Source organism: Novosphingobium sp. SG754, assembly GCF_013149315.1.
Taxonomy (GTDB): domain Bacteria; phylum Pseudomonadota; class Alphaproteobacteria; order Sphingomonadales; family Sphingomonadaceae; genus Novosphingobium; species Novosphingobium capsulatum.
The window spans coordinates 762500-776174 of the sequence record NZ_JABGCC010000001.1; the positions used below are offsets into that span (position 1 = coordinate 762500).

Below are 13675 nucleotides of genomic sequence, written 5' to 3' on the forward strand. Positions count from 1 at the left end.
TCGCATGCCTTTTGAGCGGCTATCGAGGGCGCCGATCTTAGGAGACTTCATCATCATGGACGCCATGCCGCATCTTGCCGCGCCCTCAAGCGGGGTACTTTTCTCGAATGCCACCGCGTGCTTTTCAGGGATCGAGGCCGAAATTTTACTGGGCGGCGAGGCTGCCCCCTTCACCGTGATGGCGATGACGGTTCAACAGGAACAGGGCGCGCCGGCGCACATCTCATTTGGGGAGGACAAGGTCTTCTGCGTCAGCGAAGGGCGATTGCTCTTCCTGATTGACGAGCAGAAGGTCGAGGTGAGAGCGGGAGACCGGCTCTTCGTTGCCAAGGGCGCCATACATGGCTTTTCAGCATTGGGAGGGGTGGCGCGTGTGACGCTCGTATCCACGCCCGCACGCCATGACCGCTTTTTCCAAGCCATGGACGCCCTGCCGGTACCGCATGATCTCAAAGACGTGCAGGCGGTCTGTGAAAGATTCGGCCAGGCCATCGTCGGCCCAGTCGTGGCTGCGTAACGTCCGTATGCGGGGAGTGATGACGGGCGTTGCCCTTGGGCAGGCCGGTTAGACCGGCTCCCCGCGATACGCGACCAGACCGCGGGAGGCGAGTTTAGCTTTGCGCCATGGATATAAATAACAGGTCCCTCGTGCCGTTCTAGGAGAAAGTGAAATCAGGAAAACGCAGTGACTTCAATCCCTGGCCTGTCCACCGCGAGCATCATGCGCGTGTCCGTAACGCTGGCCAAAGTCGCGCTTGTCGATAATACAACTGGTGCGGCAGCGACCGATCAGACGCCCGCGATCAACGTCCAGCCCGTTTCAACGACCCCGCCCGACATCTCCGATGCGGCACCGATGAAGCAGTTCCGGGCGATCGCGCAGATTGGTCAGGATACACAGGCGCTGACCGGGACAGTCACGGCGGCCTTCAAATCGATCCTCGCCCAACGTCCCGATCTCGCCAACGCTCAGTTTGACTTCGTCTCGGACGACGGCAAGCTCAAGGTCGTTTCCAGCGACCTCAGCGACGATGATCGCAAGTGGCTGGAGGGACAGCTCAACGCCAACAGCGTGCTGGTCAATCAGGTCCAGCAGTTCAATGCCGACATGGTGTCCGCCTATGACGGGGGGCCTCAGGTCGTCTCCAACGGAAGCTCACTTCGCGACACCGGCCTTCAGTATAAGAATGTTGCCGGCACAATCGACGGATCCGTCAAATTCCTCAGTATGATCCAGCAGGTGGCGAACAAGGCAGGGCAGACGGGCTGGTTCAACGATGCGACCTACACCGACGCGCAGGGTGGGGCGATTGATCTGGCTAAGGCGCGGACGACCTCGCTCGCCGGCATGATCGACACTGCCCGCCAGTTGGACGCGCTGATCAGCGGCACGATCGTCACTCACCTTGGAAACGGCCAGACCGCCTATGGTGTGATCAACCCTGGCATATTCCTCGAGGCCGCCCCTACAGCAGCAGCCGGTCTCGCCTCGACGCTGGTGCCGTCGACCGGGAGATCGGACCAGCCGATGGGGACGAAGGGCCAATTGGTCGATCGCCTCGTTTAAGGTCGTGGAGACCGGCCAGGATCTCCACCAATCGGCTCGGCGGCAGATCAGCGCAGCGTGATAGCCTCCTGAAAGGGGCACGCAGATTCGAATTCCCGGCGTTTCGAATTTCGCTAAATTGTTTGCCACCAGAGACAGGCGAACGAGCGATCCTGATGAGTTGGAACAAAGCAGCACGATATTTTGCGACGAGCTGGCTGATGGCGATATCCTTCGTGAATACAGGGGCGACTGTGGTCGCCGCCGGGCCGGTCAAGACGATCGTCTCAATCGATCTCTCGAAGCCCTTCGCATCACGTTCACCTTGGCGACTCACCGCCTCGCAGGGTCCTGATACGAGCGACACGCCGTCCGCCGAGGAAACCGAGCCCGGCGCGATTACGCTGTGCCTTAGCAAGGATGGCGGTCGCACCTGCCAACCGCGCCTCGATACGTTGCTGCTCGTGCCTGGCGGTGGCGCGCCAGATACGTTCAGTCAGCCCCATTATCTCAGCACGCCGACGCTGCTGCGCCCGACGAAGGATGTGCTCTTGCTGCGCGTCGATGTCGGCAGCCTCCACGGTGGCAACGGCGATCAGCGTCGTGCGATGGCGCTGATCGGCTACGATCGTGCGCGAGACAGCTTGGTGATTGCTTATCAGAAGGCGACGTCAAGGAACAACAATCAGGAAATCCGCTACATGACGCAGGGGCCGTTGCGGGGCGCTGTGATCTCGGCGGAACCCACAGCGAATGCGCCGTTTGGCTATTGGATCACGGTCAATCGCCTGATCGGCCAAACCTACCAGCAGGTGCTGCACTATCGCAGCGCGACGCGGTACGGAGATGGCAATCCACTGGCCGTCATCGACGCCGAGATGCCGAACATTCAACAGCACCTCGGGCTATGGCACTCCGGTCAGCCCCTGCCACTCCCCGAGAAGGGCTGTGCCAAACCTCACATGGTCAAGGGCGCACTGTGGTGCTGACCATCGCATCCCAGGTCGGTCCTTCAGAACCGGGTTGGCGTCATAGGAGTAGCGCAGCATCAAGAGTTGGGACGACGCCCAACGCCAACCTGCCGTCCGGGCAAGGTGGCACTCCCCGTGGGGGGGATGTGGCCGAACCGGCAACGAAACGGAGTGAGCCATCGAGCGTCACCCGGCAAATTGAAGGGGACGACATGAAGATCGCAGCGATATCTGGGCGCCTCCATTTACCCGATGATGTGATGGGGGCGCCTCCATTTACCCGATGATGTGATGGGATTGAGGATCCGAGACGGCGCGTTGGGTGAACCTCGCGTTTGGCACGGGGTTTGCCGGGATTTTCAGCGGTTTTCCGTAGAGCGCGGCCGCAGTTATCCCATGGCGGCGCGGCGCTCGTGGAAGATCAGGCGGTGGATGTTGAAGGCCAGGTTGGCGAGCGTGATCTTGGCCTTGGCCCGTTCGATGCCGATGGTGCGGATGAACAGGCCCATGACGGCCTTCTGATGCGCGAACACATGCTCGACGCGGGCCCGGATCTTCGACTTGGTGGCGTTGCCGCGGCGGACATGGGCGGGCATCGGCCTGCCCTTGGGCTTTCTGCGGTGGATGCGGCTTACCCGGCCCTGGGCCTTCAGCCAGCGTTCGTTGCTCTGGCTGCGATAGGCGGTATCGGCCCAGACATCCGAGGCGGTGTTGTCGCTGGTCACCACGTCGCGCAGCATGCGTCCGTCGTAGCGCGCGCCATCGGTGACCTGGCCCTTGCGGATGAAGCCGAAGGTCCGGCAGATCGAAATACTGCTTTTGTACCCGAAACTCGGGATCGCGATATCCGGCTGCGGCTTGCCATCGGCGGTGGGCCGCGCCTTGGCGAATTTCAGCGTCCAGCGGGCATCGACATCCTTCTGGTGCGCCCTGGCGGGTTCGTCCGGCCAGATCTCGGCGGCGCTCCAGCCCGCCTTCACCGCGGCTTTCTCGGCCTCGGTGTTGCGCTGTTTGGGCGCGGCGACCAGCGTTGCATCGACAATCTGCCCCCCCATCGGCAGATAGCCCCGCGCCTTCAACTGGCGGTCGAAATCGGCAAACAGCGTATCGAGCGCGCCGACCCCAGTCAGCCGCTCGCGGAACATGCGGATCGTGTTCGCATCCGGCGTCGCTGCGCCAAGATCGAAGCCCAGGAAGCGCAGCCAGCTCAGCCGATCCCGGATAAGCCATTCCATCCGCCCGTCGGCCACGTTGTTCTGCGCCGCCAGCACCAGCACCTTCAGCATCACCACCGGATCGTAGGGCGGGCGACCGCCCTTGGTACCGTCGGAATAGCCCAGCGCAGCTACCAGCGTCGGCCGAAACGCTTCAAAGTCCACGATCCGCGCCACCACCTCCAGCGGATCGCCGTCCGCTGAAAGGCGCTTCATGTGGTCCGATAATCCGAAAAGCCCAGCCTGCCGCATCGTCCGCTCCCGCTGACCGCACACAGTGAATCATCACTGCCTCAATTTGGCGAGAGGTAAATGGAGGTGCCCATCTGACATTCACGGCAATCTTGCCGCTCTCGACGCGGTACTAAGCGATATTCAGACGCTTGGCGTCGATCAGGTCGTGAACCTTGGGGACATCTGCTCCGGAAGCCTGTTTCCGCGCGAAACAGCAGACCGGCTCATCCCGATGGGATTTCCCACTGTCCGGGGAAATCACGAAAGGCAGGTTTTAACGTTGAGCGTTGAGCAGATGGGTCCGTCGGATCGCTATGCTGCTGAAACCTTGACCCCGGCTCATCTGGAATGGTTCGATAGTCTGCCCTCTACGATCCGGCTCAATGACGAAGTTCTGCTCGCTCATGGCACGCCCGATAGCGACCTGACCTACTTTCTGGAGACTGTTGGCCCTGAGGGGCTACGCCGAGCAACACGTGCCGAAATCAGGGATCGCGCAGGGACCGTCGATGCCCGCGTCATCCTTTGTGGCCATACGCATCTGGCGCGGGTCGAAACGTTGGATGATGGCCGACTGATCGTAAATCCCGGGAGCGTGGGCCTGCCCGCTTATGAGGATGATCGTCCCTATCCTCATGTGGTCGAGGCGGGGTCGCCGCACGCGCGGTATGCGATCGTTTCGAACGATGGTCGGGGCTGGTCAGCAGAAATCCGTTGCGTCGAATATGATTGGGAACAGGCTGCACGTGTCGCCGAGACGAATGGCCGCCACGAATGGGCGAGGGCCCTGAGAACGGGACGCACCTGAAGGGTGTCCTCCCACTCCAAATCAGAACGGGAGGGGGCGGTCCAAAGTTCATCCAGGCCGGGCCGATCAGCCGCTGCGGTCGTTCAAGAGTTCCGACGCCGCAATAACCCTGGGAGGTGCTTGCCGCGATCTCTCAAGATCCCTCCAACCCTTTCATACATCCTTTCAAGCCGAGGTCGATGCTGGTTTGGCGGGTACGACCAAGACGGGTATAGGCGATTTTTCGAGCAGTTCGTGGCACACCGAACGCTCGGTGAGCCTGCCGAGCCAGGACAGATGCCTGTGTCCCAGGACGATTGCGTCGCAGGCAAGGTTATGTGCCGCTTCAAGTAACATCGCCACCGGCTCGCCGGGAACGACGGAACCAGAGGCATCCACTGCTCTCGCGCGGAGTTCCAATACCGTTTGCCGCACAAGGTTGTCCGCGCTCTCACGCTCCATCGCGGCGGCTGGATAGTCGGTTTCATCGACCGGGGTCGGTCGCGCGCCATCGGGTTCGTCGAGGAAGTACGCGGCATCAACCGCACACACGACATGCAGGGCCGCATCGAAATGGCATGCCAGATCGGCCGCCACTCCTACGACGTTTTCGGAACTCTCGGTTCCGTCAATGCCGACAAGGATTGTTTTGAACATCTGATTTCTGCCTTCCTTTGCGGTTGTCAGCCCGCTCGTGTGCATGCACGGGACGGGAAAAGCCGAAACATCGGGGATCGAGGACACCTTGGCTCGGGGTGAACACTCAGGAACCTGTGCTGGCGCCGGTCGTGATCGGTTGCGATCGCACTGGGGCATCGGGAAAGGTCCGTTCCCAGCCGCCGCCGAGCGCCTTGAGAAGTACGACAAGATTGGCCGCCGCCTGGCCGTGGCTTTCGGCAAGGTCATTTTCCGCGCTCAGCAAGGCGCGCTGAACCGATAAGATGTTGAGAAAATCGACAGCGCCTTCGCGGTAGCGGCGCTGGGCGACGGAGAGCGCCAATCTGTTTTGCCGGACTGCTTCGCCCAGGCGATCGCTCCTGCGCTGCTCGGCGTCATAGGCGGTCAAAGCATCGTCGATTTCGTGCCACGCCTTCAGCACGGTCTGCTGGAAACGGATCGCGGCCTCCTGTTGCTCCGCCTTGCGCAATTCCAACGCGCCCTTGAGCCTGCCGCCCTGAAAGAAGGGAAGCGAGATGGAGGGACCGACGATGAACTGGTGGGAGGCCCAGCTGCCGAAATTGGATAAGGCCAGCGACTGCGTTCCGAAACTGCCGGTGAGCGAGATGCTGGGATAAAAATCGGCCTGCGCCACGCCGATTTCGGCGGTGGCGCGGTGCAGCGCCGCCTCGGCCTGACGAATATCGGGCCGCCGCCGCGCAAGCTCGGACGGCAGGCCGACGGGGACGCGCTCGGGAAGGGCCGGGACATCGCCCATGTCGCCCAACTCGCCGGCGAGCGCGCCTGGCTGCTCGGCCAAGAGCAGGCTCAGCGCGTTGATCAGAGCATCCTGCCGCGCGTTGAGCGCGGGCAGGCGCGCTTCGATGGTGGCAAGCTGCGCCTCGGCGTCGGCGACGTCGAGGCTGGTGGTGACGCCCTGCTCGAGCCGGAGACGGGTGAGCTTTACGCTGTCGCGGGCGTCGTCGAGGTTGTGGCGCGTGATGGCCAACAATGCCTGGGTCGTACGCAACTCGACATAGTCGCGCGCAAGCTCGGCCTGCGCCGACAACAGGATCGCTCGCCGGTCCTCCAGCGTTTCCTGCAGGGCGGCGTTGGCCGCCTCAACACCCCGCCTTGCGCGGCCCCACAGATCCAGCTCCCAGGACGCATCGATCCCTACCTGCCAAAGGTCGTAGGGTGGCGATCCGTCCGAACCGGGAAGGCTGGATACGCCGAACGGGGCTGAACCGTTCGCCGACTGCTGCTGCGAACCTGCCGGGCCGGTGCCCATCAGGGAGAGAATGCCGTTCGGGCTCGCGCGCTCGCGATTGTACGAACCGGCGGCACCGACACTGGGATATGCGCGTGCGCCTGCAATGCGGCGTTGCGCACGACTCTGGAAGAGGCGCGCGGTTGCCGCCTTCACGTCCAGATTGGCGCCCGCGAGACGGCTTTCCAGCAAGGAGAGTTTGGGATCATTGAACAGGGTCCACCAGTCCGCTGCGATCGGAGAGGCTTCGGGACGACTGGGGGCGGTGGCCCGGTCTACGGGCGCGAAAGTAGGTGGCGAAGCGACTGTAGGCCGGTGAAAGTCCGGTCCGACCATGCAGCCAGAAATCAGCGTGCCGGCCAGGACCAGGGCTGTCGCACCGCGCAGAGCGGGAGCAGACCGGCCCATCATCGTGCCGTTCCGATAACTGCTGCACTGCCACGCGCCGTGACGTCGACCGTTGGCACGACGGAGAGTCCGACATGCAGGCGTGCGGCTGCCGCCTGACCCGGATCTATCGTCAGCTTGACCGGCAGGCGTTGGACCACCTTGGTGAAATTGCCTGTCGCATTGTCCGGGGCGATGGGCGCGAGCGCGAGGCCGGTGACTGGCGCGAGGCTGTCCACATGCGCTTTCAGCGTCACGCCGGGCAAACTGTCGACCCGGATCGTCGCAGGCTGGCCGAGGCGCATATCGGCCAATTGGTTCTCCTGGAAATTTGCCACCACGTAGACCTTGGCCAGCGGCACGACGGCGAGCAGCGGCGTCCCTGCTTCGACAATCGCGCCGACCCGGATGGTGCGTTGACCGACCATGCCGTCGATCGGCGCGCGGATCTCGGTATAGGACAGGTTGAGCCGGGCCTGATCCAGCGCCGCCTGCGCGCGGCCGAGCGCTCCTGCTGCCTTGGCGCGGCTGGCCTCCAGCACGCCGAGTTGCTGCTGGGTCGCGGAAAGTGCCGAGCGATCATGATCGCTGGTCGCGAGCCGCTCGGCCAGGCTGCTGTCGGCCTGCTGCTTGTCCTGTGTCGTGCCGGCCCCGCCCGCCGAGAGGTTTCGGTAGCGCACGGCGTTGGCCTGAGCAAAGGCGGTGGCCGCCTGGTCGGCACGCAGTGTGGCCTGTGCCTGTGCCACCAAGGCAGGGTGGCGCGCGATTTCAGCCTCGAAATTGGCGACGTCTGCCTTGGCGACGGCGACTTCGGCCTCAGCGCTGGCCAGCGCAGCGCGATAATCGCGATCGTCGATGCGCGCCAGCAGTTGGCCCGCCTTGACCGGTTGGTTGTCGTCGACGAGCAGGGAAACGATCTGCCCAGCCACTCGGGGCGCCACGATGGTGGCGTCCGCGCGCACATAGGCGTCGTCCGTCGATTGTTTGCCCGAGGGCGTGGCGAGGCGCGTGCCGCCGATCGCCACGCCAGCGATGCACACTGCAGTGGCCGTGAGGAGAACATGCTTTCGGGTCGGGCGATAAGCCATGATCGTCGCTTTCATTAAGGCTTGGCCGGCGCGGCAGGGCGCGGCGGATAGATGCGGGTGGGAAGGATCGGGATAAGGAGGATCAGACCAAAGCCGATCGCCGCCATCACGAGATACAGGTCCGACGATGTCAGGACGATCGCTTGCGTGTGGATGCGCTCGGCCAGTTCGGTGAGCGCTCCCGCCTCGCGGCTATTGGGCTGGCCGAGCGTGCCCAGCCGGTCGACCAGCATCTCCGAATGGTAATGTTCGCGGATCGTGCCGACCCCTCCGACGATGCCGGTACCGAGCGCGGCGGCAAATCCCTTGGTCGTGTTGAACATGGCTGACGCCCAAGGGCCCTCTACCGGTGGCAGGCCGGTGGTGGCGAGCATGAGCAGCGGGATCACGGCCATCGGCTGGCCCATGATCTGGAGCATCTGGAGAAGATAGAAGTTCTCCCGCACCCAGTCGGCTGTTACGAAGCTGGCAAGTGCGCATGAGGTCGCGACCATCGCCAATCCGATCGCGAGTACCCAGCGGCAATCGACCCGCTCGATGTTCAGAATCGCGGCGGTCAGCGGCAGGGCGACCAATTGCGGCAGCGCCACGATCAGAGCCAGCGGCGCGGTCTCGAGCGGGCGATAGCCGCGCACTTCGGCGAGATACTCGCTCGGGATCACGATCACGCCGAGGAATACCACGAGCACGCCAGCCAGTGTGATGAGCGAATGGGAGAAATTGCGCCGTGCCAGCATCTGTAACTTGAAGAAGGGCAGGGGATGGCTCCATTCGTTCACGAGGAACAAGAGCAGGAGCATCCCGCCGCCGCCGACCAGCGCGCGGATCAGTTGGGAATTCAGCCAGTCCAGCCGATCGCCTTGCTCCAGAGCGATCACGAGCATGACGATCGCAGGAAAGCCGGTGACCAGACCGATCCAGTTGAATGTCTTGAAACGCTCCAGCCGCAGTGGGTCTTGCGGCAGGCCCCAGCCGATCGCGATCACGCTGATCAGACAGAGCGGCACCACCTGCCAGAAGACCATCGGCCAGCCGACATAATCGGTCCACAAGGCCGCAAGTGGTGTGCCCAGGCTGGGACCGAAGGTGGCGGTGAGCGCGTAGCCGGCAAGGCCGTAGATCTTGATGTTGGCGGGCAAGTAACGCAGCGCGACCGTCATCAGCATCGGTGGCAGACTGCCGCCTGCGAGGCCCTGCAAAGTCCGCAGCCCATAAAGCGTGCCGACGTCCGGCGCGAACGGGCACAGGAAGCCAAGGAACGCGAAGACCAGCACCGCGCCGATCGTGAAGCGTCGCAGCGAGAAGGTGACTGAACACCAGGGTGCGAAGGCCATGGCAGCCACGTTGGTCCCCTCGTACAGCGCGGTCAGCCAGGTGCCCTCGTCGTGCCCGATCGACAGCGCGCCGCGGACATCCATCAGCGCGACCTCGGTGACATGCTCGTTCAGGCCCGCCGTCAGCGAGGCGAGGAGGACGCCGACCAGCCCGGTGGCAAGCCGAGGGCCGAAAGCGGGCGGTGCCAGCGGGGCCGGGGCTGGAGTGGGAGCGGCGCTCGCCGCCGCGGCGACCGCGGTCATGGTGCGCTTCTTCGGAAAGAGACAGGGTCAGAGGGCATCATCGATCTCGGTGGCCGGCGGAGGACGGATCCGGCGATATCGATGAGAGCGCTTCTCAGAAATCGGCCGAGGTGCATTCTATCAGTGCGTCTGACGCACTGGTTGTTGGAGGGCGCTTCGCCCATCGCAGCCCCAGCACACCCAATTTCTGGTGGAAGAAACGGTCAATGCCCCTCGAAAGCTATCGCGATTTGACGCATGGTGAGCCATTGTATCGGCTTGGCATTGCGCCTGGCATCATGACTGGACGGCCCAGGATGGAGTATCCCGATCTCAATCTGCTGATCGCGCTCGACGCCTTGCTTCAGGAGGAGAGCGTCGTCGGAGCCGCGCGGCGCATGGAATTGAGCCCGCCTGCCATGAGCCGGACACTCGCGCGAATACGCCGAGTGTTTGACGATCCGATCCTGGTTTTGGCCGGACGCAAGATGGTCCCGACCTCCCGGGCGGAGGCGTTGCGCGATCCTGTCCACCGCCTGGTCAGTCAGGCGCTTGGAATGATGCAGGCCGAGGGCGAAAGCTCGATCCGAAATCTCCTGCGCAGCTTCACGATCCGCGCCAATGACAGTTTCATTGTCGCCTTCGGCCCAGCGCTGGTGCGCCACCTGAGCGATGCAGCGCCCGGCATCTCTGTCCGCTTCACGCCGGAAGTGGGGGAGGATGACGACGCCTTACGAGAGGGGCAGGTCGATCTGTTCATCGGCGCCACGGAAGCGCTGGATCCGGAAGTGCGCGTGCAGGCCTTGCTGAAGACCACGATGGTTGCCGTCGCGTGCGAGGGCCACGCGCTGTTTGGCGATGCGATCACGCCGGAACGCTTCGTTGCCTGTGACCATATCGTGGTCTCACGGCGGGGACGGCTGAGCGGGCCGATCGATGCAGCGCTTTCCCATCTGAACCTGCGTCGGCGGGTCGCCCTGACCTCACCCACATTTTCAACTGCGCTTCTGCTGTTGGGCGGCAGTGATCTAGTTCTGCCGTTGCCTGATCTTTACCTTCTGGGCGATCATAGCGTTCCGGCCGGCCTGCGGGCATTTCCGATTCCTCTGGACCTGCCGCCGGTGACGATCCGGCAAGCCTGGCACCCCCGTTTCGAAACAGATTTTGCCCATCGCTGGCTCCGCGAGACGATCCGGGATCTTTGCCTGAAGGCGCGGCCGTCGGCGCAGCTCCGACCCTGACGGACGTCACCGTTCGTTGTCATGTCAGTCGCTTTTTGAGCAAAACGCCACCAACCGCGCAAACCAGCATGAAGATGCCGGCGACCAGAAAGGCGTCGCTGTAGGAAAGGAGAAGCGCCTCGTGGTGTACGCTCCTGTCCAATAGCGACAGTGCTTGTGCCCGATATGGCGCGGGGGCGCTTCCCTGTAGCGCTGCGTGACGATCCACCGCATGGTGGCGCAGTACCCCGACCAGCGTCACCATCCGTTCCTGGAATGCGGCAGAAAAGAGCGTAACCGCTTCGCCGATCCGCTCGGCATGGAATTTCTCGCGCTCCACGACAAATTGGCTGGCGAGGGCAATACCGATGGCGCCACCGACATTGCGAACGGTCGAGAAGAGCGCCGAGGCCGATCCAAGCTCGGACTTCTCCAATCCCTCCACCGCCATGACGCCGAGCGCCACGACGATGAACGACTGACCGACCCCGCGTACGATGAGCGAGGGCACGATGACGTTTGCGGCGGCGTCGCCATCGAGATGGATGTTCATGAGGCAGCCTGCCGCCATGATCACGAAGCCCAGAATGATAACGGCGCGCACGCTGGTCCAACGCATCAGGCGGGGCGTTGCGAACGACATGACAAACTGAATGAGGCCATAGGGGATCATGGTCAGGCCGATCTGTTCGGCATTATAGCCGTGCGCCTCGGCGAAATAGTTGGGGACGAGGAACACGACGCCGAAGACCACGGCGCCGAAGGTGAACTGCATTAGGCTCGCCAGCCCGAAATTGTAACGGGCCAAAAGGCGCAGGTTGATGAAAGGATCCTTGCGACGCAGCTCGATGACGACAAAGGCGACCAGGCCGAGGAGCGCCACGACCGCGGCATCGATGATCAGTGGCGAGGCAAACCAATCCTTACGCTCGCCTTCCTCCAGCATGATCTGCAGCGCGGACAATCCCAGTGCCATGGCGATGATTCCGCCCCAGTCGCCACTCCGCAGTTTGTCGAATGCGGCCGGGGTGCGCGGTGTCGACCAGCCTATGGCCGCTAGTAGCAACAGCCCCGGCGGAACCTGGAGATAGAAGATCCAGCGCCAGCTATAGGCTTCCGTCAGCCAGCCGCCGAGCGATGGGCCTGCGGCCTGGGCCACATTGTTGGCAACGGCGAACAGGGCCATGCCGAAGGGATGCCGCGAAGGCGGCAGTTCCGTCACGATGATCTGGAAGGACAAGGGAATGAGGACGCCGCCGAACGCGCCTTGGAGCGCACGGGCGACGATCATCGTGCCGATATCCGGTGCCATCGAACACAGAATTGAGAACAGCACGAAGCCGCCGGTGCCCACCATCAGCACGCGCCGCATGGAGAACACCTGTACGAGCCAGCCGGTCATCGGGATGATGATGATTTCGGCCACCAGATAGGCGGTGGTGATCCACGATCCCTCCTCGAACGAAGCCCCCAGCGACCCACGCACGTCCGGTAGCGAGGCATTGGTCACATGGACGTTCATCCCCGCCATGAAGCAGCCGACCACACCGCCCAGCACGGCGACCCAAGCGCGCAGCGAGACGGAGTCTGGGCGCTCTTCCGGTTTCGCCTCCGCGCTCATGGTCGCGCGCCGCGCGTGTCGACGATGGTTTCCACTGACATGCCCGGTCGCAGTCCGGTCGCGCGCGCCTGCCTCGGATCGAGCGTGATCCGAAGCGGCAGACGCTGCACGATCTTGGTGAAATTGCCCGTGGCATTGTCAGGCGGTAGCAGCGCAAACTGCGCGCCCGTTGCTGGCGCGAAACCATCGACCCTGCCGTTAAGCGCCGCGCCGCCAAACGCGTCGATCCGGATGCTGACAGGTTGACCGGGTCGGATGTGCTCGGCCTGCGTTTCCTTGTAATTCGCAACGACGTAGGGCTGCATCGGCACGACTGCCATGAGCGGCGTGCCGATGTCGGCATATTGGCCGACCCGTGCCACGCGCTGGCCGATCTGGCCGTCCACAGGTGCCCGGATAACGGTTCTCGCCAGATCGAGTTGTGCGGCATCGCGCGCCGCCCGCGCTTGGCGCAGCATGCCCAGCGCCTTGTCGAGATCGGCCATGGCGGCCTGGCGCCGGGTCGCCAGCACCGGCAAGAGGGCGCGGGCGGCCGCGAGGCCGGCGCGAGCTTCGGCGGCGCCGGCGCGCGAGCGCTGTGCCGCGGCCGCGGCCGCCTCAAGCGTCTGGTCGCTTCCAACCTCCTCTCGGGCTAGGACCGTTTGCCGGCGATACTCGAGATCGGTGAAACGAGCGTCCGCGGCGCGCGACGTGATGGTGGCCTTGCCTTGGGCGATCACGCTCTGCTGTTGCGTTGCCTCGGCTTCGATCCCGGCAATATGCGCGCGCTGCGCCTCGATTTCGGCGGTTGCTGCAGTGATGGCCGCTTCGGCCTGTGCCACCTTCAGTCGGTAATCCCGGTCGTCGATCCGGGCGAGGATTCCACCGGCGCGCACCTGCTGGTTGTCGGCGACGTCCACTGCGACGATGGTGCCTCCAACGCGTGGCGAGATGGTCACCGTATCGGCCCGGACGTAAGCGTCGTCGGTTTCCACCATGAAGCGGCCGCTCGCCCACCAGTGCAGCCCGTAGGCGCCGGCGACGACGAGCCCGACGACAGCAGCGCCCAGGGAGAGCGCACGCCTTGAGACAAAACGACGGGTGGAAGGCGGGCGGGCTGGATTGACAGTTTCGGACATGACGGA

General features: G+C 63.7%; 12 protein-coding genes and 1 riboswitch. Of the genes, 5 read left to right on the top strand and 7 right to left on the bottom strand.

The window, feature by feature from the left end:
• Positions 1-4: 4 nt before the first annotated feature.
• From FHW97_RS03570 to FHW97_RS03580, 3 genes are all read left to right on the top strand, one after another.
• Complete coding sequence (locus tag FHW97_RS03570; RefSeq protein WP_171797996.1) at positions 5-517, top strand: cupin domain-containing protein; 513 nt, start codon at positions 5-7, stop codon at positions 515-517.
• Between the two features lie 204 nt (positions 518-721).
• Entirely contained in the window at positions 722-1567 is an 846-nt protein-coding gene (locus FHW97_RS03575; RefSeq protein WP_171797997.1) for a hypothetical protein, read from the top strand.
• A 155-nt stretch (positions 1568-1722) separates the two neighbouring features.
• Positions 1723-2535, top strand: coding sequence for a hypothetical protein (locus tag FHW97_RS03580; RefSeq protein ID WP_171797998.1), 813 nt, complete (start codon positions 1723-1725; stop codon positions 2533-2535).
• A gap of 51 nt (positions 2536-2586) precedes the next feature.
• Positions 2587-2693, top strand: a riboswitch (SAM-I-IV-variant riboswitch).
• Between the two features lie 213 nt (positions 2694-2906).
• Here FHW97_RS03580 and FHW97_RS03585 read toward each other — a convergent pair.
• Entirely contained in the window at positions 2907-3983 is a 1077-nt protein-coding gene (locus FHW97_RS03585) for an IS5 family transposase (RefSeq protein ID WP_171797999.1), read from the bottom strand.
• Positions 3984-4008: 25 nt separating this feature from the next.
• Between FHW97_RS03585 and FHW97_RS03590 the strand changes: the two genes are divergently transcribed.
• A complete protein-coding gene (locus tag FHW97_RS03590) occupies positions 4009-4773 on the top strand; it encodes a metallophosphoesterase (protein WP_370525276.1) in 765 nt (254 codons plus the stop codon).
• A gap of 165 nt (positions 4774-4938) precedes the next feature.
• Here the strand turns inward: FHW97_RS03590 and FHW97_RS03595 are convergent, their stop codons facing one another.
• From FHW97_RS03595 to FHW97_RS03610, 4 genes are all read right to left on the bottom strand, one after another.
• Positions 4939-5409: a universal stress protein gene (locus tag FHW97_RS03595; protein ID WP_171798000.1), complete on the bottom strand. Its 471-nt coding sequence runs from the start codon at positions 5407-5409 to the stop codon at positions 4939-4941.
• A 106-nt stretch (positions 5410-5515) separates the two neighbouring features.
• On the bottom strand, positions 5516-7090 hold the full coding sequence (locus FHW97_RS03600) for an efflux transporter outer membrane subunit (protein WP_253941534.1): 1575 nt from the start codon (positions 7088-7090) through the stop codon (positions 5516-5518).
• Positions 7087-8169 carry an HlyD family secretion protein gene (locus FHW97_RS03605; protein WP_216647611.1) on the bottom strand — a complete coding sequence of 361 codons (1083 nt, stop codon included), beginning with the start codon at positions 8167-8169 and terminating at the stop codon, positions 7087-7089. Before FHW97_RS03605 ends, FHW97_RS03600 begins: the two co-directional genes overlap by 4 nt.
• A complete protein-coding gene (locus FHW97_RS03610; RefSeq protein WP_171798001.1) occupies positions 8169-9731 on the bottom strand; it encodes an MFS transporter in 1563 nt (520 codons plus the stop codon). Before FHW97_RS03610 ends, FHW97_RS03605 begins: the two co-directional genes overlap by 1 nt.
• Positions 9732-10027: 296 nt before the next feature.
• On the opposite strand from FHW97_RS03610, the gene FHW97_RS03615 reads away from it, so the two are divergent.
• Positions 10028-10951, top strand: a complete 924-nt coding sequence (locus tag FHW97_RS03615) for a LysR family transcriptional regulator (RefSeq protein WP_171798002.1) — start codon at positions 10028-10030, stop codon at positions 10949-10951.
• A gap of 19 nt (positions 10952-10970) precedes the next feature.
• Here FHW97_RS03615 and FHW97_RS03620 read toward each other — a convergent pair whose 3' ends face one another.
• Together FHW97_RS03620 and FHW97_RS03625 are read right to left on the bottom strand one after the other, a co-directional pair.
• Positions 10971-12551, bottom strand: coding sequence for a DHA2 family efflux MFS transporter permease subunit (locus FHW97_RS03620; protein ID WP_171798003.1), 1581 nt, complete (start codon positions 12549-12551; stop codon positions 10971-10973).
• Positions 12548-13669 carry an HlyD family secretion protein gene (locus tag FHW97_RS03625; RefSeq protein ID WP_171798004.1) on the bottom strand — a complete coding sequence of 374 codons (1122 nt, stop codon included), beginning with the start codon at positions 13667-13669 and terminating at the stop codon, positions 12548-12550. Before FHW97_RS03625 ends, FHW97_RS03620 begins: the two co-directional genes overlap by 4 nt.
• Between the last annotated feature and the right edge of the window lie 6 nt (positions 13670-13675).

Bases quoted from the DNA above. Each gene is read 5' to 3' on its own strand.
- FHW97_RS03610 (WP_171798001.1), bottom strand. From the start codon at position 9,731: ATGACCGCGGTCGCCGCGGCGGCGAGCGCCGCTCCCACTCCAGCCCCG.
- FHW97_RS03575 (WP_171797997.1), top strand. From the start codon at position 722: ATGCGCGTGTCCGTAACGCTGGCCAAAGTCGCGCTTGTCGATAATACA.
- FHW97_RS03625 (WP_171798004.1), bottom strand. From the start codon at position 13,669: ATGTCCGAAACTGTCAATCCAGCCCGCCCGCCTTCCACCCGTCGTTTT.
- FHW97_RS03620 (WP_171798003.1), bottom strand. From the start codon at position 12,551: ATGAGCGCGGAGGCGAAACCGGAAGAGCGCCCAGACTCCGTCTCGCTG.
- FHW97_RS03580 (WP_171797998.1), top strand. From the start codon at position 1,723: ATGAGTTGGAACAAAGCAGCACGATATTTTGCGACGAGCTGGCTGATG.
- FHW97_RS03570 (WP_171797996.1), top strand. From the start codon at position 5: ATGCCTTTTGAGCGGCTATCGAGGGCGCCGATCTTAGGAGACTTCATC.
- FHW97_RS03585 (WP_171797999.1), bottom strand. From the start codon at position 3,983: ATGCGGCAGGCTGGGCTTTTCGGATTATCGGACCACATGAAGCGCCTT.
- FHW97_RS03605 (WP_216647611.1), bottom strand. From the start codon at position 8,169: ATGAAAGCGACGATCATGGCTTATCGCCCGACCCGAAAGCATGTTCTC.
- FHW97_RS03600 (WP_253941534.1), bottom strand. From the start codon at position 7,090: ATGATGGGCCGGTCTGCTCCCGCTCTGCGCGGTGCGACAGCCCTGGTC.
- FHW97_RS03595 (WP_171798000.1), bottom strand. From the start codon at position 5,409: ATGTTCAAAACAATCCTTGTCGGCATTGACGGAACCGAGAGTTCCGAA.
- FHW97_RS03615 (WP_171798002.1), top strand. From the start codon at position 10,028: ATGGAGTATCCCGATCTCAATCTGCTGATCGCGCTCGACGCCTTGCTT.